Origin of the sequence: Ectothiorhodospira sp. PHS-1 (assembly GCF_000225005.1) — a bacterium.
Lineage (GTDB): Bacteria > Pseudomonadota > Gammaproteobacteria > Ectothiorhodospirales > Ectothiorhodospiraceae > Ectothiorhodospira.
Genome location: NZ_AGBG01000042.1, coordinates 1 through 15,885, shown reverse-complemented (window position 1 = coordinate 15,885; position 15,885 = coordinate 1). Strand labels below are relative to the sequence as shown.

30 protein-coding genes and 1 pseudogene are annotated in these 15,885 nt (G+C 60.2%); all 31 read right to left on the bottom strand.

Features of this window, described 5'->3' with window-relative positions:
- Positions 1 to 273: 273 nt before the first annotated feature.
- Positions 274 to 1,167 carry a prenyltransferase gene (locus ECTPHS_RS12850; RefSeq protein WP_008933189.1) on the bottom strand — a complete coding sequence of 298 codons (894 nt, stop codon included), beginning with the start codon at positions 1,165 to 1,167 and terminating at the stop codon, positions 274 to 276.
- A 95-nt stretch (positions 1,168 to 1,262) separates the two neighbouring features.
- Complete coding sequence (locus ECTPHS_RS12845) at positions 1,263 to 1,991, bottom strand: S-adenosyl-l-methionine hydroxide adenosyltransferase family protein (protein ID WP_008933188.1); 729 nt, start codon at positions 1,989 to 1,991, stop codon at positions 1,263 to 1,265.
- A gap of 115 nt (positions 1,992 to 2,106) precedes the next feature.
- Positions 2,107 to 2,493: a 50S ribosomal protein L17 gene (gene rplQ, locus ECTPHS_RS12840; protein WP_040406037.1), complete on the bottom strand. Its 387-nt coding sequence runs from the start codon at positions 2,491 to 2,493 to the stop codon at positions 2,107 to 2,109.
- Positions 2,494 to 2,534: 41 nt separating this feature from the next.
- Positions 2,535 to 3,539 carry a DNA-directed RNA polymerase subunit alpha gene (rpoA, locus tag ECTPHS_RS12835; RefSeq protein ID WP_008933186.1) on the bottom strand — a complete coding sequence of 335 codons (1,005 nt, stop codon included), beginning with the start codon at positions 3,537 to 3,539 and terminating at the stop codon, positions 2,535 to 2,537.
- Between the two features lie 18 nt (positions 3,540 to 3,557).
- Positions 3,558 to 4,178, bottom strand: coding sequence for a 30S ribosomal protein S4 (gene rpsD / locus ECTPHS_RS12830; RefSeq protein ID WP_008933185.1), 621 nt, complete (start codon positions 4,176 to 4,178; stop codon positions 3,558 to 3,560).
- Between the two features lie 15 nt (positions 4,179 to 4,193).
- Positions 4,194 to 4,583 carry a 30S ribosomal protein S11 gene (rpsK, locus tag ECTPHS_RS12825; protein WP_008933184.1) on the bottom strand — a complete coding sequence of 130 codons (390 nt, stop codon included), beginning with the start codon at positions 4,581 to 4,583 and terminating at the stop codon, positions 4,194 to 4,196.
- Between the two features lie 24 nt (positions 4,584 to 4,607).
- Complete coding sequence (rpsM, locus tag ECTPHS_RS12820; protein ID WP_008933183.1) at positions 4,608 to 4,964, bottom strand: 30S ribosomal protein S13; 357 nt, start codon at positions 4,962 to 4,964, stop codon at positions 4,608 to 4,610.
- Positions 4,965 to 5,031: 67 nt separating this feature from the next.
- Entirely contained in the window at positions 5,032 to 5,145 is a 114-nt protein-coding gene (rpmJ, locus tag ECTPHS_RS14365) for a 50S ribosomal protein L36 (protein WP_008933182.1), read from the bottom strand.
- Between the two features lie 25 nt (positions 5,146 to 5,170).
- Positions 5,171 to 6,526, bottom strand: a complete 1,356-nt coding sequence (secY, locus tag ECTPHS_RS12815) for a preprotein translocase subunit SecY (protein WP_040406035.1) — start codon at positions 6,524 to 6,526, stop codon at positions 5,171 to 5,173.
- Positions 6,527 to 6,958, bottom strand: coding sequence for a 50S ribosomal protein L15 (gene rplO, locus ECTPHS_RS12810; protein ID WP_008933180.1), 432 nt, complete (start codon positions 6,956 to 6,958; stop codon positions 6,527 to 6,529). It lies immediately after the preceding gene.
- A gap of 1 nt (position 6,959) precedes the next feature.
- Positions 6,960 to 7,148, bottom strand: a complete 189-nt coding sequence (gene rpmD / locus ECTPHS_RS12805) for a 50S ribosomal protein L30 (protein ID WP_008933179.1) — start codon at positions 7,146 to 7,148, stop codon at positions 6,960 to 6,962.
- Positions 7,149 to 7,150: 2 nt separating this feature from the next.
- Positions 7,151 to 7,654 carry a 30S ribosomal protein S5 gene (rpsE, locus tag ECTPHS_RS12800; protein ID WP_008933178.1) on the bottom strand — a complete coding sequence of 168 codons (504 nt, stop codon included), beginning with the start codon at positions 7,652 to 7,654 and terminating at the stop codon, positions 7,151 to 7,153.
- A 13-nt stretch (positions 7,655 to 7,667) separates the two neighbouring features.
- Positions 7,668 to 8,021 (bottom strand): 50S ribosomal protein L18, encoded by a 354-nt coding sequence (rplR, locus tag ECTPHS_RS12795; protein ID WP_008933177.1) that lies wholly within the window; start codon positions 8,019 to 8,021, stop codon positions 7,668 to 7,670.
- A gap of 14 nt (positions 8,022 to 8,035) precedes the next feature.
- Positions 8,036 to 8,569, bottom strand: a complete 534-nt coding sequence (gene rplF, locus ECTPHS_RS12790) for a 50S ribosomal protein L6 (protein WP_040406033.1) — start codon at positions 8,567 to 8,569, stop codon at positions 8,036 to 8,038.
- Between the two features lie 13 nt (positions 8,570 to 8,582).
- The gene (rpsH, locus tag ECTPHS_RS12785; RefSeq protein ID WP_008933175.1) at positions 8,583 to 8,978 is read right to left on the bottom strand and encodes a 30S ribosomal protein S8; all 396 of its coding nucleotides are present in this window, start codon (positions 8,976 to 8,978) and stop codon (positions 8,583 to 8,585) included.
- 16 nt (positions 8,979 to 8,994) lie between these two features.
- The gene (gene rpsN, locus ECTPHS_RS12780; RefSeq protein ID WP_008933174.1) at positions 8,995 to 9,300 is read right to left on the bottom strand and encodes a 30S ribosomal protein S14; all 306 of its coding nucleotides are present in this window, start codon (positions 9,298 to 9,300) and stop codon (positions 8,995 to 8,997) included.
- Between the two features lie 15 nt (positions 9,301 to 9,315).
- Complete coding sequence (gene rplE, locus ECTPHS_RS12775; protein WP_008933173.1) at positions 9,316 to 9,855, bottom strand: 50S ribosomal protein L5; 540 nt, start codon at positions 9,853 to 9,855, stop codon at positions 9,316 to 9,318.
- Positions 9,856 to 9,865: 10 nt separating this feature from the next.
- The gene (gene rplX / locus ECTPHS_RS12770) at positions 9,866 to 10,186 is read right to left on the bottom strand and encodes a 50S ribosomal protein L24 (RefSeq protein WP_008933172.1); all 321 of its coding nucleotides are present in this window, start codon (positions 10,184 to 10,186) and stop codon (positions 9,866 to 9,868) included.
- A gap of 17 nt (positions 10,187 to 10,203) precedes the next feature.
- Positions 10,204 to 10,572: a 50S ribosomal protein L14 gene (rplN, locus tag ECTPHS_RS12765; protein ID WP_008933171.1), complete on the bottom strand. Its 369-nt coding sequence runs from the start codon at positions 10,570 to 10,572 to the stop codon at positions 10,204 to 10,206.
- A gap of 40 nt (positions 10,573 to 10,612) precedes the next feature.
- A complete protein-coding gene (gene rpsQ, locus ECTPHS_RS12760) occupies positions 10,613 to 10,879 on the bottom strand; it encodes a 30S ribosomal protein S17 (RefSeq protein WP_008933170.1) in 267 nt (88 codons plus the stop codon).
- A 4-nt stretch (positions 10,880 to 10,883) separates the two neighbouring features.
- On the bottom strand, positions 10,884 to 11,081 hold the full coding sequence (rpmC, locus tag ECTPHS_RS12755) for a 50S ribosomal protein L29 (protein WP_008933169.1): 198 nt from the start codon (positions 11,079 to 11,081) through the stop codon (positions 10,884 to 10,886).
- Entirely contained in the window at positions 11,081 to 11,494 is a 414-nt protein-coding gene (rplP, locus tag ECTPHS_RS12750; protein ID WP_008933168.1) for a 50S ribosomal protein L16, read from the bottom strand. The genes rpmC and rplP overlap by 1 nt, the downstream gene beginning before the upstream one ends.
- A gap of 11 nt (positions 11,495 to 11,505) precedes the next feature.
- Positions 11,506 to 12,192: a 30S ribosomal protein S3 gene (gene rpsC / locus ECTPHS_RS12745; RefSeq protein WP_008933167.1), complete on the bottom strand. Its 687-nt coding sequence runs from the start codon at positions 12,190 to 12,192 to the stop codon at positions 11,506 to 11,508.
- 15 nt (positions 12,193 to 12,207) lie between these two features.
- Entirely contained in the window at positions 12,208 to 12,540 is a 333-nt protein-coding gene (gene rplV / locus ECTPHS_RS12740; RefSeq protein WP_008933166.1) for a 50S ribosomal protein L22, read from the bottom strand.
- 9 nt (positions 12,541 to 12,549) lie between these two features.
- Positions 12,550 to 12,822, bottom strand: a complete 273-nt coding sequence (rpsS, locus tag ECTPHS_RS12735) for a 30S ribosomal protein S19 (protein WP_008933165.1) — start codon at positions 12,820 to 12,822, stop codon at positions 12,550 to 12,552.
- Positions 12,823 to 12,836: 14 nt separating this feature from the next.
- Positions 12,837 to 13,661, bottom strand: coding sequence for a 50S ribosomal protein L2 (gene rplB / locus ECTPHS_RS12730; RefSeq protein ID WP_008933164.1), 825 nt, complete (start codon positions 13,659 to 13,661; stop codon positions 12,837 to 12,839).
- Between the two features lie 18 nt (positions 13,662 to 13,679).
- The gene (gene rplW, locus ECTPHS_RS12725; protein WP_008933163.1) at positions 13,680 to 13,976 is read right to left on the bottom strand and encodes a 50S ribosomal protein L23; all 297 of its coding nucleotides are present in this window, start codon (positions 13,974 to 13,976) and stop codon (positions 13,680 to 13,682) included.
- Positions 13,973 to 14,578 carry a 50S ribosomal protein L4 gene (rplD, locus tag ECTPHS_RS12720; RefSeq protein ID WP_008933162.1) on the bottom strand — a complete coding sequence of 202 codons (606 nt, stop codon included), beginning with the start codon at positions 14,576 to 14,578 and terminating at the stop codon, positions 13,973 to 13,975. The genes rplW and rplD overlap by 4 nt, the downstream gene beginning before the upstream one ends.
- 5 nt (positions 14,579 to 14,583) lie before the next feature.
- Entirely contained in the window at positions 14,584 to 15,228 is a 645-nt protein-coding gene (rplC, locus tag ECTPHS_RS12715; RefSeq protein ID WP_008933161.1) for a 50S ribosomal protein L3, read from the bottom strand.
- 132 nt (positions 15,229 to 15,360) lie between these two features.
- Complete coding sequence (gene rpsJ / locus ECTPHS_RS12710; RefSeq protein ID WP_008933160.1) at positions 15,361 to 15,675, bottom strand: 30S ribosomal protein S10; 315 nt, start codon at positions 15,673 to 15,675, stop codon at positions 15,361 to 15,363.
- 5 nt (positions 15,676 to 15,680) lie between these two features.
- A pseudogene (tuf, locus tag ECTPHS_RS12705) lies at positions 15,681 to 15,885 on the bottom strand (elongation factor Tu); the annotation flags it as partial.

Sequence of the window (15,885 nt, the reverse complement as noted above, 5' to 3'; positions counted from 1 at the left end):
CAATCCTGAAGATCTCGAAACCGTTTGTCAACTCCCCGATCTCTCAATCTCGCCAACCGCGTTTCGGTTCAGACCGTCTCGCCGTTGGAGAGCGCGCATTATAGGCCCCTCAGTTTTCCCGTCAACTCCCTTTTTGAAACTTTTTTGAAATTTCTTCAAAAAAAACATCTTTTCAAGCACTTAAAAAACAACCCGACAGCACGCAAGTCCGGACACTCCCTTCCCCACTCTCCCCAGCCCCTCTACCACGAGGGGAGAGGGGCCGGCAAACCGCTACAGCGCAAGCTCCAGCACGAAGGCGCACAGGAACAGCAGGGCAAATACCGCAAACAGCTTTCCGGTCAACGGCGGCAGATCACTGCGATCGGCTTGGCGGTTCACAACCTTCATCAACGGCACAAAGGCCAGGGGCAGCGAAAAAAGAAGCTGCCACACCCAGGGCAGCAAACCAGCCAACCACAATCCCAAACTGACCAGGTAAGCACCCACCAGCATGGCCACATACAGATATCGCCCCGCATCGAGCCCAATCCTCACCGTCAATGTCCCCAGACCATGGCGGCGATCTTCCTCATGATCCCGGATCTCGTTCGACAGCAGCACCAGAGACGTAAGCAGACTGAACGGGATACTCACCGCCAGCATGGGCAGGGTGATCGGCGCCCCCATGGCCATGGCTGATCCGCCCACCAACAGGACGCCCATGAACCAGAACACCAGCACCACGCCCAGCCCCCGACGCTTATAGTGGATGGGTTCAGCGGAATAAAAATATCCCCCCAGCAGCCCCAGGATGATGATCACCAACAAGGGCCAACCCTGCATCAGAACAAGCCCCAGCCCGATCAACAGGGACACGCCGAAAAAGATCATTCCCAGGGCATGATAACGTCGAACATGTTCAATGGCCTCCGCCCACTCCCGGCGCGCCTCCCCTTCCGCGGCCTGTAAACGGGATTCCAGCACCGGTAGGTCGGCATGATCGTTGATCAGGTTCACCGCCGCCTGAATAAGCACCCCCGCCCCGATGATCAGCAGCGCCAGCCAGAGATTGCCGTATCCCTGCTGCAGCGCCAGCACCGTGCCCAGACCACAGGCGGCAATCGCCACGGTGTAGGAAAAGGGCCGGATGGCTCGTCTGAATCGATACGCCCCAGCAGGCTTCATGAATCTCTCCCGGAAATGACCAAACAGATCAGGATATATGCCATTGAGGGCAAGACAAAAGCACGCTCGCCCCCCCACCCGTGGGCAGAACAGCCTCAACCCGCGCACCCAACGGGACTGCCGACAGCAAGCCCCAGTCGCTGAGCGGCGCTGCCCTGGTTCATGGCAATCTCCACCAGACCCATGGAATTGCGATACCAGAACAGACCTCCCGGAACCACCTCCCCAAAGACCCGCCGATAGGGAATGTGCTCACCCGCCAGGTTGAACACTGCCGCATCGTTCAGCGAGTCGGCCGGGATCCCTGTCACCGCATTGCCGTAGACATCCACATAGATCACTTCCCACAAGGCCGCCGACCACTCCCAGCCATGCAGCGCATCCAGCTGAACCGGATCACCGGGAACGGTGTCTCCATTGGCCAGCATGGCCGCCACCGGCGCAAACAGATCCCGACCATGAAAACTTTGGGAAAGGAACGGCGGCTCCCAGCGGATGACCCATGCCTCCATCGCACCCAGGCGACGGGCCGCCGGCAGCAGCAAGCCGTTGTCAGGTCCGACCAACCAGTGCGCGCCGGCATGCAGCATCAGAGGGCGACGGGGCGTCCCCACCCCCGGATCCACCACGCACAAAAACACACACCCCGACGGAAAAGGCGCTAGCAGTGCCCGCAGCAGATAGGCGGCGGCCTGGGGGCGGAAGGCCGGCGCATCGGTCTGCAGGTGAATCACCCGGGAACGCGGCGCCCGATGAGCCAGCACAGCCTCCATCTGCCCCAGATAGGGGCCCTCCCTACCAAAATCGGTGAAGGTCACGATCACAAACCCACCCCCTTTCAGGGTCCTGCGCGGCACCCGGCTTCACTGGACACGAAAAAGCCGGCACCAAGGCCGGCTTTTTCGGAACAACATGAACAGCAGATGATGCCGAGAAAGATTACTCGGCGGCCTCCGCAGCCGCAGGCTCCGGACGATCCACCAGCTCCACGTAAGCCATCGGTGCGTTGTCTCCCTTACGGAAACCGCACTTCAGGATACGCAGGTAACCACCTGGACGCGCCTGGTAACGAGGACCCAGTTCATTGAACAGCTTGCCCACGATCTCGTCGTCCCGCAGACGTGCAAAGGCAAGACGGCGAGTGTGAACGCTGTCTTCCTTTGCCAAGGTGATCAAGGGCTCAGCCACCCGGCGCAGTTCCTTCGCCTTGGGCAGCGTCGTCTTGATCGCTTCGTGGCGGAACAGCGACAGCGCCAGGCTCTGCATGGTGGCCTTGCGGTGTGAACTGTTGCGATTAAGTTGCCTACCCGAGTGACGGTGACGCATGGCTTATATTCCTTAAGTCAAAATCTGCGAGACGACCGGGATTAACCGGCGCTCTTCTTTTCGTGTTCTTTAAGGCCCGGCGGCGGCCAGTTCTCAAGACGCATGCCCATGGACAGGCCATGGGAGGCCAGCACGTCCTTGATCTCGGTCAGGGACTTCTTGCCCAGGTTCGGGGTCTTGAGCAGCTCCACTTCGGTTCTCTGAATCAGATCACCGATGTAGTAGATGTTCTCCGCCTTCAGGCAGTTGGCCGAACGCACCGTCAACTCCAGATCATCCACCGGACGCAGCAGGATCGGATCGATGTCCATGGACTTGCTTTCCTGGGTCACGGTCTCGTCACCCCGCAGTTCCACAAATGCCATCAACTGACTCTGCAGGATGGTGGCCGCCTGGCGAATGGCGTCGTCCGGTGACACGGTACCGTTGGTCTCCAGCTCAATGACCAGGCGGTCCATGTCGGTGCGCTGTTCCACACGGGCACTTTCCACGTTGTAGGCCACACGACGGATCGGGCTGAAGCTGGCATCCAGCATCAAGCGACCGATTGGGCGATCCTCGCCATCAGCCTGACGACGGGCGGACACCGGCTGATAGCCACGGCCCTTGCCCACCTTCAGGGTCATGTTCAGCTCACCGCTCTTGGTGAGATGCGCAATGACATGCTCCGGATTCACCACTTCCACGTCATGATCCAGGGTGATATCACCGGCCGTGACCACACCCGGTCCCTTCTTCTTCAGAACCAGAGTGGCTTCGTCCCGGGCGGTCATCCGCAGTGCGATGCCCTTCAGGTTCAGCAGCACGTCGACGACGTCTTCCTGAACCCCTTCGAGGGTGGTGTACTCATGCAGCACGCCTTCAATCTCTGCCTCCACCACGGCGGCGCCGGGGATGGAGGACAGCAGAATACGGCGAAGTGCGTTGCCGAGCGTATGACCGAAACCCCGCTCAAGCGGCTCCAGCACCACCTTGGACACATTGTCCGTGATGGACTGGACCTCGATATGCCGAGGCTTGAGGAGTTCGTTGACCTTGGTCTGCATCAAAGACCTCGTAACTGATTACTTGGAGTAGAGCTCGACCACCAGGGATTCGTTGATATCCGCCGGCAGGTCGCTGCGCTCAGGAGCGTTCTTGAACACGCCTTCCATTTTCTTGGTGTCCACGTCCACCCACTCGGGGAAGCCGAACTGCTCGGCCAGCGCCAGGGAATCCTGGATGCGGACCTGCTTGCGGGACTTCTCGCGAATGGAGATCACGTCCGTGGGCTTGACCTGATAGGAAGGGATGTTCACGGTGCGACCGTTCACTTGAATGGCCTTATGGCTCACCAGCTGACGGGCTTCCGCGCGGGTGCTGCCAAAGCCCATCCGGTACACCACGTTGTCCAGCCGGCATTCCAGCAGACGCAGCAGGTTGTCACCGGTGGAGCCCTTCAGGCGGCTCGCTTCCTTATAGTAGTTGCGGAACTGACGCTCCAGAACTCCATAAATACGGCGCAGCTTCTGCTTTTCACGCAGCTGCACACCGTAGTCGGACAGGCGGGTACGGCGATCGCCGTGCTGCCCGGGAGCCTTGTCCAGCTTGCACTTGGAATCCAGTGCGCGAACGCGGCTCTTCAGGGACAAGTCGGTGCCTTCGCGGCGACTCAGCTTGCACTTGGGACCAATATAACGTGCCATGGTGCTCCTCCGGGACTATACGCGCCGCTTCTTCGGCGGACGGCAACCATTGTGGGGAATCGGCGTGATGTCGCTGATGTTCGTGATCTTGAAGCCCACGTTGTTCAGGGCGCGAACCGCCGACTCCCGACCCGGGCCAGGACCCTTGACGAGCACTTCCAGATTCTTGAGACCATATTCCTGAGCAGCCGTACCGGCACGCTCGGCAGCCACCTGGGCGGCGAACGGCGTGCTCTTGCGGGAGCCGCGGAACCCGGAACCACCGGCCGTGGCCCAGGACAGGGTGTTGCCCTGGCGGTCGGTGATCGTCACGATCGTGTTATTGAAGGACGCATAGACATGCGCCACACCGTCGGAGACGGACTTCTTGACCTTCTTACGGGTCCGGGTGGGGGCCTGTGCCATACCTGTTTCCTGTAATCCTGATAATTACTTGCGGATGGGGCGACGCGGTCCCTTGCGGGTGCGTGCATTCGTGCGGGTACGCTGACCGCGCAGAGGCAGGCCGCGACGGTGGCGCAAGCCCCGGTAGCAACCCAGATCCATCAAGCGCTTGATGTTCATGGAGGTCTCACGACGAAGGTCACCCTCGACCGTGAAACGACCCACTTCCGTACGCACCTTCTCCACTTCGTCTTCGGAGAGTTCGCGGATCTTGATGTCCGGACGAATCCCTGCTGCCTCACAGATCTTCTGGGCGCGGGTTTTGCCGACACCGTAGATTGCCTGAAGGGCAATCACGGCATGTTTGTGGTCCGGAATATTGACACCTGCTACACGAGCCATCCAGCTATCTCCAAGCACCGGCGGAAAAGCCGGGTATTCTAACCAGTGAACGCCGCCGAATCAACGGTTAACCCTGCCGCTGTTTGTGACGGGGATCCGAGCAGATCACACGCACCACACCATTGCGGCGGATGATCTTGCAGTTGCGGCAAATCTTTTTTACAGACGCACGTACTTTCATCTCAAATTTCCTCTAGCTGGGCCTGCTATCTCAGCATGCCCGACTTGCCATAGCCTTTCAGGTTGGCCTTGCGCATCAATCCCTCGTACTGATGGGACACCAGGTGCGCCTGCAACTGCGCCATGAAATCCATCACCACGATCACGATGATCAGCAGGGACGCACCACCGAAGTAGAAGGGCACGTTCCAGTACAGGATCAGGAACTCGGGCATCAGACACACCGCGGTGATGTAGATGGCACCCACCGCCGTCAGACGGGTCATGACACCATCGATATACCGCTCGGTCTGCGCCCCCGGCCGGATACCTGGAATGAAGGCACCTGACTTTTTCAGGTTTTCCGCCGTCTCCCGGGCATTGAACACCAATGCCGTATAGAAGAAGCAGAAGAATACGATTGCCGCACCATAAAGCATCACGTAGAGCGGCTGTCCCGGGCCCAAGGCCGTCGACAGATCCCGCAGCCAGGTCATGCCCTCCGCCTGCCCGAACCAGGTCCCCAGGGTAGCGGGGAACAGGATGATGCTGGAGGCGAAGATGGCCGGAATCACACCCGCCATGTTCAGCTTCAGGGGCAGATGACTGCTCTGACCGCCGAAGACCTTGCGCCCTACCTGGCGCTTGGCATAGTTGACCGTGATACGACGCTGACCACGTTCCACGAAGACAATGAAACCGATCACCGCCATGCCCATGGTCATGAGCAGGATCACGAAGGCGGGAGACAGCTCACCGGTACTGGCCAGTTCCAGAGTTCCCCCCAGGGCACCCGGCAGACCGGCAACGATACCGGCGAAGATGATGATCGAAATACCGTTGCCGATACCCCGCTCCGTCACCTGTTCACCCAGCCACATCAGAAACACCGTACCGGTCACCAGAGAGACCACCGTGGTGAAGATGAAACCGATGCCCGGATTCACCGCCACCGTGGTGTCGCCGATCACCTGCTGATTCAGGGCAATGGCGATACCGATACTCTGGATCAGGGCCAGGAACACCGTGCCGTAGCGGGTGTACTGGGTGATTTTTCGCCTACCCGGCTCCCCTTCCTTCTTGATCTGTTGCAGGGCCGGCACCGTTGCAGCCAGAAGCTGCATGATGATGGCCGCCGAGATGTACGGCATCACCCCGAGGGCAAACAGACTCAGACGCTCAAGAGCCCCACCCGCAAACATGTTGAACATGTCCAGAATGGTTCCCGACTGAGCGTCGTAGAACTGCGCCATTGCAATGGGATCGATCCCCGGCACCGGGATGAAGGTCCCGATGCGGTAGACCACCAACGCCATCAGCACAAACAAAAGGCGCTGGCGAAGTTCAGTGAACCTCCCCAGCCCGCCTAATGTTGCGCCCCCTGCTGTATTGGAAGCGGCCACTTAGTCCTCGATTTGCCCGCCGGCGGCCTCGATGGCAGCCCGCGCGCCCTTGGTTACGGCCACGCCCTTGAGGCTCACGGCCTTGTCAATGGAACCCGAAGCAATCACCTTGGCCTTGACGGTCTGTTCCGGCACGATGCCGGCGGCCTTCAGGGCAGCCAGGTCGATCACGCCCTCCAGACCGGCCAGCTCGTGCAGACGCACCTCGGCATTGCCGGCACTGGTACGGGAACGGAAACCCACCTTCGGCAGGCGGCGCTGCAGGGGCATCTGACCGCCCTCGAAGCCCACCTTGTGATAACCGCCGGCACGGGACTTCTGACCCTTGTGACCACGGCCACCGGTCTTGCCCAGACCGGAACCGATACCACGGCCAAGACGCTTGGCGTCGGGACGGCTACCCGGTGCGGGACTCAGATTGTTCAGTCTCATCTCAAACCTCCTCAACCTTCAGGAGATAGGATACCTTGTTGATCATCCCCCGATTTTCCGGCGTATCCTTGACGACCACCGGATTGTGGATACGACGGATGCCGAGGCCGCGCAGGCAGGCCTGGTGGCTCTTCAGCCGCCCATGCTTGCTGCGGATCAGCGTCACCTTGAGTTCGTTCGCGGCTGCCATGATTACCCCACGATCTCTTCGAGTTTCTTGCCACGCTTGGCGGCGATGAGCTTCGGATCATGCACGGCGGTCAAGCCATTCAGGGTCGCGCGCACCACATTGATGGGGTTGCGCGAGCCAATGCACTTGGCCAGCACGTTACGCACGCCCACCACTTCGAAGACGGCGCGCATGGCACCACCGGCAATGATGCCGGTACCTTCGGAAGCCGGCTGCATGAAGACCTTCGCGGCGCCGTGACGGGAACTCACGGAGTAATGCAGCGTGCCATCGTTCAGGGGGACGGAGCGCATGTTCTTGCGCGCGGATTCCATCGCCTTCTGGATAGCCAGGGGCACTTCACGGGCCTTGCCGTAGCCAAAGCCGACCTTGCCGTTGCCGTCACCGACCACGGTCAGGGCAGTAAAACGAAACTGGCGTCCACCCTTGACCACCTTGGCCACGCGGTTGACGGAGATGAGCTTCTCCTGAAGGCCGTCGTTCTCGCTCGCATTCACACTTGCCATTGCATCACCCTTGTCAGAATTCCAGGCCACCTTCGCGGGCGGCATCGGCCAGCGCCTTCACACGGCCGTGATACTTGAACCCCGAGCGGTCGAACGCCACCTTCTTGATACCCTTGGCGACCGCACGCTCGGCAATCAGACGGCCCACGGCGGCAGCCGCTTCAATGTTGCCGGTGGACTTCAGGCCACCGCGCACATCGGCTTCCACGGTGGAGGCGCAGGTCAGCACCTCGGAACCGGAGGGCGCGATGATCTGCGCGTACACATGCCGCGGCGTGCGGTGCACGCAGAGACGATGGGCGCCGAGTTCACGGATTTTGTACCGGGCCCGCTTGGAGCGCCGGAGTCGAGCTTCTTTCTTATCCATTGCGGTCACCTAGCCTACTTCTTCTTCGCTTCCTTGCGGATGATCTGTTCATTCGCATACCGGATACCCTTGCCCTTGTAGGGCTCCGGCGGACGGTAGCGGCGAATCTCGGAGGCAACCTGCCCCACCTTCTGCTTGTCGACGCCCTTCACCAGGATTTCGGTCTGGCTGGGGGTCTCGATGCTGATGCCTTCCGGCACCGGATATTCCACCGGGTGGGACAGACCAAGAGTCAGGTTCAGCTTGTTACCCTGCGCCTGGGCACGATAGCCCACGCCCACGAGCTCCAGCTTGCGCTGGAAACCTTCGCTCACACCCACCACCATGTTGTTCACAACGGCGCGCATTGTACCCGCCATGGCGTTGTGACGGGTATCATTATTGGCAGGCTTGAAGGTAAGCACACCTTCTTCCTGGGCAATCTCGACGTTCGAATTGGCCGGGAAGGCAATATTTCCCTTCGGCCCCTTCACGGAGATTGACTCATTGCTGATAGACACATCGACGCCCTTGGGCAGTGCGATGGGGTTTTTCGCTACTCGGGACATGGCTTCAATCCGATTAGGAGACGATGCAGAGTACTTCGCCGCCCTGACCCTGGGCGCGGGCCTGGCGATCGGTCATCACACCCTTGGAGGTGGAGACGATGGCGACACCCAGTCCGCCGATCACCTTGGGCAGTTCATCCTTGCTACGGTAGATCCGCAGACCAGGCCGGCTGACGCGACGGATGGTCTCGATGACCGGGCGGCCCTGGAAGTACTTCAGCTTCACCGTCATGACGGGTTTCTTGTCCTGCTCGCTCACCACCACATCGGCGACGTAGCCTTCCTCCTTGAGGACGTTGGCGATGGCCACCTTCAGCTTGGAAGACGGCAGGCTGATTTCGGTCTTGGCAGCGCGCTGGCCATTGCGGATGCGGGTCAGCAGATCTGCCACGGGATCGGTCATGCTCATATCAGGTGTTTCCCTCTTACCAGCTCGACTTGACCAGGCCGGGGACATCCCCGCGCATGGCCGCCTCGCGCAGCTTGTTGCGACCCAGGCCAAATTTCCGATAGTACCCATGGGGACGACCGGTCAGGTGGCAGCGATTGCGCTGACGCACAGGACTGGAATCACGGGGCAGCTTCTGCAGCTTCATCACTGCAGCCATGCGATCCTCGTGGCTCGTCTCCGGGTTCTGGATGAGCGCCTTCAGCTCCGCGCGCTTCGCCGAGTACTGCTTAACCAACTGGGCGCGCTTGAGTTCGCGCATCATCATGGAAGTTTTGGCCATAGCTCTATAAACCTCTTATTGCTTGAACGGGAAGCGGAACGCTTCCAGCAGCGCCCGGCCTTCCTCGTCGGTCTTGGCCGTGGTGGTGATGGTGATGTCCATGCCACGCAGGGCGTCGATCTTGTCGTAGTCCACTTCAGGGAAGATGATCTGTTCCCGAATGCCCATGTTGAAGTTGCCGCGACCGTCGAAGGACTTGCCGGAGATACCACGGAAGTCACGCACGCGGGGCAACGCCACGCTCACCAGACGATCGAGAAATTCGTACATCCGCTCCCGGCGCAGGGTCACCTTGCAGCCAATGGGATAGTCATCACGGATCTTGAAGCCTGCGATGGACTTGCGGGCACGCGTCACCACGGGCTTCTGACCGGCGATGGCGGTCATGTCGCCCAGGGCGTGCTCGATGATCTTCTTGTCGGCCACCGCTTCACCCAGACCCATGTTCAGGGTGATCTTGGTGATACGCGGTACCTCCATGACGTTGGAATAGTTGAAGCGCTCCATGAGCTGCTTCACCACCGTCTCCTGATAAAATGCTTTCAGCCTGGCCATCTGATCCACCTTAAGACGCGTCGACGACTTCGTTGTTGGACTTGTAGACGCGCACCTTGCGGCCGTCCTCCAGAGTCCTGAACCCGACGCGGTCGCCCTTGCCGGACGCAGGGTTGTACAGCATCACGTTGGAGATATGCAAGGGCATCTCCTTGTCGATGATGCCGCCACTCACGCCCGCGTAAGGATTTGGCTTCTGGTGCTTCTTCACCATGTTGATGTTCTGGACCAGCACCCGATCATTTTCGAGCACCTTCAGAACGGTACCGCGGCGGCCCTTGTCTTTGCCGGCGATGACTACCACGTCATCACCCTGTCGAATTCTGCGCATCGTCTCTTACCTCAGCCTTACAGGACTTCCGGCGCCAGTGAAATAATCTTCATGAACCGCTCGCTACGCAGTTCGCGGGTCACGGGTCCGAAGATACGGGTGCCGATGGGCTGGAGCTGGTTGTTGAGCAGAACGGCCGCATTGCGGTCAAAGCGCACCACCGACCCATCCGGACGACGCACGCCCTTGGCCGTCCGCACCACCACGGCGTTATACACCTCGCCCTTCTTCACCTTACCACGGGGGATGGCGTCCTTGACGCTCACCTTGATGATGTCACCCACGCTGGCATAGCGGCGATGAGAGCCGCCAAGCACCTTGATGCACTGGACCCGGCGCGCCCCGCTGTTGTCCGCTGCATCCAAAACCGTCTGCATCTGAATCATGTTCTGATCTCACTTCCTATCGGTGGTCACTTGCACCGGCTTACTCAGGCGCGCGCTCAACGACCTTAAGCAGACGGAACGTCTTGGTCCGGGACATGGGACGGCACTCCTTCACCAGGACCTTGTCGCCCATCCGGGAATCATTGTTCTCGTCGTGCACATGGAGCTTCGTGGAGCGACGCATGTACTTACCGTACAGCGGATGCTTGACCCGGCGCTCGATGAGCACGGTACGGGTCTTGTCCATCTTGTCGCTCACCACACGGCCGGTGATCGCACGCTGTTCTTTCTGTTCCTGTTCGCTCATGACTTCACTCGCCTGCCATCGAACGCTGATTCAGCACGGTCTTGATGCGGGCAATATCCTTGCGGATCTTGCCGAAGCGGTCAGGACGCGGCGACTGGCCGGTGCCCTTCTGCATGCGCATTTTGAACTGCTCGCGGTAGAGCTCCAGCAGTTCGCCCTGCAGCTCGTCGCTGCCCTTTTCACGTACTTCGCTTACCTTCATCACATCACCTGCCGAGTCACAAATGCGGTCTTGATGGGCAGCTTGGCGGCGGCCAGGCGGAAGGCCTCGCGTGCCACTTCCTCACTGACGCCTTCCATCTCGTAGAGCACGCGACCGGGCTGAATCTTGCACACCCAGTATTCCACGTTGCCCTTACCCTTACCCATACGCACTTCAACGGGCTTCTTGGTGACCGGCACATCCGGGAATACCCGAATCCAGATCTTGCCGCCACGCTTCACATGACGGGTCATGGCACGGCGGGCTGCCTCGATCTGGCGCGCCGTGATCCGGCCCCGATCCATGGACTTCAGGGCGTATTCACCGAAACTGACCTTTTCGCCGGAGGTGGCGAGACCGCGGTTCTTGCCCTTGAACTGCTTGCGGAATTTGGTCCTCTTGGGCTGCAGCATCTTTCAACTCCTCAGTTAACCGCGGCCTTGCCATCCTGGGGAGCGTCCGTCTTGCTATCGAAGTCGAACACTTCACCCTTGAACACCCACACCTTGACGCCGATGATGCCGTACGTGGTGCGAGCTTCGGCAAACCCATAATCAATGTCAGCGCGCAACGTATGCAGCGGCACGCGGCCTTCCCGGTACCACTCGCTGCGGGCGATTTCCGCACCGTTCAAGCGACCGGATACATGAACCTTCACACCCAGCGCACCCAGGCGCATCGCATTGCCCACGGCGCGCTTCATGGCGCGACGGAACATGATGCGGCGCTCCAACTGCTGGGCAATCCCTTCGGCGACCAACTGTGCGTCGGTCTCCGGCTTGCGGATCTCTTCAATGTTGATCTTGACGTTGGGGACAGCCAGACCCAGTCGACCCGCCACTTCCTTGCGCAGAGACTCGATGTCTTCCCCTTTCTTGCCAATGACGATACCCGGACGCGCCGTGTGGATCGTGATGAACGCCTGGCGCGCAGGCCTGGCGATCTGGATCCGGCTGACAGAGGCCTGGGCCAGTTTCTGCTTCAGGAACTGACGAATTTCCAGGTCCTTGTGCAGGTTATCCGCATAATCCCGTCCGTCGGCGTACCAGGTTGACGCCCAGTCGGCGGAGATCCCAAGGCGGAAGCCGATCGGATTTACTTTCTGACCCATCTCAGACCCCTAACTTTACTCAGCGCTCACGGCCACAGTGATATGGCTCGTGCGTTTCGTGATCCGGTTGGCACGGCCTTTCGCCCGTGCCGCGATGCGCTTGAGAACCGGCCCCTGGTCCACGCAAATGCGTGATACCTTGAGCTCGTCCACATCAGCGCCGTCATTGTGTTCTGCGTTGGCAATGGCCGACTCGAGAACCTTCTTCACCAGGTGAGCACCCTTCTTGGGGCTGAAGCTCAGCACCTGGAGAGCCCGCTCGACGGGCAGCCCCCGAACCTGATCCGCCACCAGGCGGCATTTCTGCGGCGATATACGCGCAAATCGCAGTTGAGCCATGGTTTCCATGATGATCCTCTACCTAGCCTTCTTGTCGGCCACATGGCCCTTGAAGGTGCGCGTTGCCGCGAACTCCCCGAGCTTGTGACCCACCATATTCTCACTGACCAGCACGGGCACGTGCTGACGGCCGTTATGCACGGCGATAGTCAAGCCCACCATTTGCGGAATGACCATCGACCGGCGGGACCAGGTCTTGACCGGACGCCGGTCATTGTTGGCGGCGGCGGTTTCGACCTTCTTCAGCAGATGATGATCGACAAAAGGACCTTTCTTGAGCGAACGCGGCACTGACCTATCCCCTCTTACTTCGCTTTGCGACGGCGAACAATCATGTTGTCCGTACGCTTGTTCTTGCGGGTCTTGTAACCCTTGGTCGGCACACCCCACGGGGTGACCGGATGCAGACCGAAGTTCCGGCCCTCACCACCACCATGCGGGTGATCCACCGGGTTCATGGCCGTACCGCGAACGGTGGGACGGATTCCCAGCCAACGCTTCGCACCGGCCTTGCCGAACTTGCGCAGACTGTGCTCCTGATTACCCACTTCGCCGATGGTGGCGCGGCAGTCGGCATGCACCTTGCGCATCTCGCCGGAGCGAAGACGCAGGGTCGCGTACTGACCTTCACGGGCCACCAGCTGGACGCCGGCGCCGGCACTGCGTGCCAGCTGGGCACCCTTGCCGGGACGCATCTCAATGCAGTGCACCACGGTACCCAGCGGAATGTTCCGCAGGGGCAGCGCGCTACCCGGCTTGATCGGAGCGTGGACGCCGGAGACGATCGGATCGCCCGCCTTGACGCCGCGGGGCGCAATGATATACCGCCGCTCGCCGTCTGCATACAGGACCAGCGCAAGATGCGCGGTGCGGTTCGGATCATATTCCAGGCGCTCGACCTTGCCCGGGATACCATCCTTATTCCGCTTGAAGTCCACGATGCGGTAGTGCTGCTTGTGTCCGCCACCCACGTGCCGCACAGTCACGCGGCCCTGGTTGTTACGACCACCCGACCGGCGCTTCTTTTCCAGCAGAGGACCGAAGGGCTCGCCCTTGTGCAGATCGGGCGTCACCACCCGGACCACAAAACGACGGCCCGCGGAGGTGGGTTTCGACTTGACGATCGCCATCTCGCGTTACCTTTCCGATTACTCGTTGCCGGCCAATTGAATGTCGTGACCTGCTTCCAGAGTCACGTAGGCCTTTTTCCAATGCTTGCGGCGTCCGGCGTGGACACCCATGCGCTTGCGCTTCCCCTGCTGGTTCAGCATGCGCACGGAGTTGACCTTGACGTCGAACAAGGATTCAACCGCCTTCTTTACCTCGACGCGGGTCGCGTCGATGGCCACTTTGAACACGTGCTGATTGTTCAGCTCAGCCAGCATGGTGCCCTTTTCGGACACATGCGGGGCCACCAGGACCTTGAGCAGTCTTTCCTCGTTCATGACAGCCACCCTTCAACTTGCTTCAGCGCCGGCACGGTGATGATCACCTTGTCGAAGCCCACCAGAGCCACCGGATTCAGATCTACCACTTCACACACACCCACGCGGAGCAGGTTGCGGGCGGACAGATAGAGATTGATATCCGCCTCGGCGGTAACGATCAGGGCACCTTCGAGATTCATGCCATCCAGCCTGGCCTTCAGATCACGGGTCTTGGGGGCATCGACACTGAACGCATCCACCACCACCAGACGATCCTGACGAACCAGCTCGGAGAAGATGCTGGCCATGGCGGCGCGATACATCTTCTTGTTCAGCTTCTGGGAATAATCCCGGGGACGTGCCGCGAAGGTCACACCGCCCCCACGCCACAGCGGGCTGCGAATGGTACCAGCACGAGCACGGCCACTACCCTTCTGACGCCAAGGCTTGGCACCGCCGCCACGCACATCACTGCGACTCTTCTGCGCCTTGGTACCGGCACGACCGCCTGCCATGTAGGCAACCACGGCCTGGTGCACCAGGGCCTCGTTAAAATCCCGACCGAACGCGCGATCAGAGACCTCGACGTCCTGCTGGGTGTCTTGAACCTGAAGCTTCATGAGATTCAACCTTTCGCCTTAACAGCGGGACGCACCAGCACGTCACCACCGGTGGAACCCGGCACCGCACCATGAATCAGGAGCAGATTGCGCTCGACATCAACCCGGACCACTTCCAGGTTCTGCACGGTGCAGCGCTCATTCCCCATCTGGCCGGCCATCTTCTTACCCTTGAATACGCGACCCGGAGTCTGGTTTTGACCGATCGAGCCCGGCGCCCGGTGAGAGCGCGAGTTACCATGAGTGGCATCCTGCATACTGAAATTGTGACGCTTGATGACACCCTGGAAGCCCTTACCCTTGCTGGTCCCGGTGACATCCACCTTCTGACCCGCGGAAAAGACTTCCACATTGAGGCTGGCACCCGCTTCGATGCCTTCACCTTCCCCGTCTTCAAGACGGAATTCCCAAAGCCCGCGACCGGCTTCCACACCGGCCTTGGCCAGGTGGCCCGCCTGGGGCTTGGAAACACGACTTGCCTTGCGGCTGCCCACCGCGACCTGCACGGCCCGATAACCATCCCGGTCGCTGGTCTTAACCTGCGCCACCCGGTTAGGCTCAACCTCGATGACAGACACCGGCAGGGAGACTCCGTCTTCAGTGAAGACACGAGTCATGCCCACCTTGCGACCGACCAGTCCGATTGCCATGACACTACCTCTTGCTTCCGCCCCGAAAAGGAGCGCCGAAGAAATTATTCTGCGTTCTGAAAATCACGGCCCGGCACAAGTTACCCTGCACCGGGCCATGGAAAGCCAACAATTATGCCACAACTAATGCGGCTAGTTAAGCTTTATTTGCACATCCACGCCGGCGGCCAGATCCAGCTTCATCAGGGCGTCCACGGTCTTGTCCGTGGGGTCCATGATGTCCATCAGGCGCTTGTGAGTACGGATCTCGTACTGATCACGGGCATCCTTGTTGACGTGCGGAGAAATCAGCACGGTAAAGCTTTCCATCTTGGTCGGCAGCGGGATCGGGCCCTTCACACGGGCACCGGTCCGCTTCGCGGTTTCCACGATCTCACTGGCGGAACGATCAATCAGACGATGATCGAAGGCCTTGAGGCGAATACGGATTCTCTGCTTGGCTGCCATGATGCTTACTCGATGATCTTGGAAACGACGCCGGCACCGACGGTACGGCCACCTTCACGGATCGCGAAGCGCAGACCGTCTTCCATCGCGATCGGCGCGATCAGGGATACGGTCATCTTCACGTTGTCACCCGGCATCACCATCTCGATGCCTTCCGGCAGATCGCAGGAACCGGTCACGTCCGTGGTACGGAAGTAGAACTGCGGACGA

What these genes read in the sequence shown, in the direction of transcription:
- ECTPHS_RS12850 (WP_008933189.1), bottom strand. Translation starts at nt 1,167, where the DNA reads ATGAAGCCTGCTGGGGCGTATCGATTCAGACGAGCCATCCGGCCCTTT.
- rplQ (WP_040406037.1), bottom strand. Translation starts at nt 2,493, where the DNA reads ATGCGTCACCGTCACTCGGGTAGGCAACTTAATCGCAACAGTTCACAC.
- rpoA (WP_008933186.1), bottom strand. Translation starts at nt 3,539, where the DNA reads ATGCAGACCAAGGTCAACGAACTCCTCAAGCCTCGGCATATCGAGGTC.
- rpsD (WP_008933185.1), bottom strand. Translation starts at nt 4,178, where the DNA reads ATGGCACGTTATATTGGTCCCAAGTGCAAGCTGAGTCGCCGCGAAGGC.
- rpsK (WP_008933184.1), bottom strand. Translation starts at nt 4,583, where the DNA reads ATGGCACAGGCCCCCACCCGGACCCGTAAGAAGGTCAAGAAGTCCGTC.
- rpsM (WP_008933183.1), bottom strand. Translation starts at nt 4,964, where the DNA reads ATGGCTCGTGTAGCAGGTGTCAATATTCCGGACCACAAACATGCCGTG.
- rpmJ (WP_008933182.1), bottom strand. Translation starts at nt 5,145, where the DNA reads ATGAAAGTACGTGCGTCTGTAAAAAAGATTTGCCGCAACTGCAAGATC.
- rplO (WP_008933180.1), bottom strand. Translation starts at nt 6,958, where the DNA reads ATGAGACTGAACAATCTGAGTCCCGCACCGGGTAGCCGTCCCGACGCC.
- rpmD (WP_008933179.1), bottom strand. Translation starts at nt 7,148, where the DNA reads ATGGCAGCCGCGAACGAACTCAAGGTGACGCTGATCCGCAGCAAGCAT.
- rpsE (WP_008933178.1), bottom strand. Translation starts at nt 7,654, where the DNA reads ATGGCAAGTGTGAATGCGAGCGAGAACGACGGCCTTCAGGAGAAGCTC.
- rplR (WP_008933177.1), bottom strand. Translation starts at nt 8,021, where the DNA reads ATGGATAAGAAAGAAGCTCGACTCCGGCGCTCCAAGCGGGCCCGGTAC.
- rplF (WP_040406033.1), bottom strand. Translation starts at nt 8,569, where the DNA reads ATGTCCCGAGTAGCGAAAAACCCCATCGCACTGCCCAAGGGCGTCGAT.
- rpsH (WP_008933175.1), bottom strand. Translation starts at nt 8,978, where the DNA reads ATGAGCATGACCGATCCCGTGGCAGATCTGCTGACCCGCATCCGCAAT.
- rpsN (WP_008933174.1), bottom strand. Translation starts at nt 9,300, where the DNA reads ATGGCCAAAACTTCCATGATGATGCGCGAACTCAAGCGCGCCCAGTTG.
- rplE (WP_008933173.1), bottom strand. Translation starts at nt 9,855, where the DNA reads ATGGCCAGGCTGAAAGCATTTTATCAGGAGACGGTGGTGAAGCAGCTC.
- rplX (WP_008933172.1), bottom strand. Translation starts at nt 10,186, where the DNA reads ATGCGCAGAATTCGACAGGGTGATGACGTGGTAGTCATCGCCGGCAAA.
- rplN (WP_008933171.1), bottom strand. Translation starts at nt 10,572, where the DNA reads ATGATTCAGATGCAGACGGTTTTGGATGCAGCGGACAACAGCGGGGCG.
- rpsQ (WP_008933170.1), bottom strand. Translation starts at nt 10,879, where the DNA reads ATGAGCGAACAGGAACAGAAAGAACAGCGTGCGATCACCGGCCGTGTG.
- rpmC (WP_008933169.1), bottom strand. Translation starts at nt 11,081, where the DNA reads ATGAAGGTAAGCGAAGTACGTGAAAAGGGCAGCGACGAGCTGCAGGGC.
- rplP (WP_008933168.1), bottom strand. Translation starts at nt 11,494, where the DNA reads ATGCTGCAGCCCAAGAGGACCAAATTCCGCAAGCAGTTCAAGGGCAAG.
- rpsC (WP_008933167.1), bottom strand. Translation starts at nt 12,192, where the DNA reads ATGGGTCAGAAAGTAAATCCGATCGGCTTCCGCCTTGGGATCTCCGCC.
- rplV (WP_008933166.1), bottom strand. Translation starts at nt 12,540, where the DNA reads ATGGAAACCATGGCTCAACTGCGATTTGCGCGTATATCGCCGCAGAAA.
- rplB (WP_008933164.1), bottom strand. Translation starts at nt 13,661, where the DNA reads ATGGCGATCGTCAAGTCGAAACCCACCTCCGCGGGCCGTCGTTTTGTG.
- rplW (WP_008933163.1), bottom strand. Translation starts at nt 13,976, where the DNA reads ATGAACGAGGAAAGACTGCTCAAGGTCCTGGTGGCCCCGCATGTGTCC.
- rplD (WP_008933162.1), bottom strand. Translation starts at nt 14,578, where the DNA reads ATGAAGCTTCAGGTTCAAGACACCCAGCAGGACGTCGAGGTCTCTGAT.
- rplC (WP_008933161.1), bottom strand. Translation starts at nt 15,228, where the DNA reads ATGGCAATCGGACTGGTCGGTCGCAAGGTGGGCATGACTCGTGTCTTC.
- rpsJ (WP_008933160.1), bottom strand. Translation starts at nt 15,675, where the DNA reads ATGGCAGCCAAGCAGAGAATCCGTATTCGCCTCAAGGCCTTCGATCAT.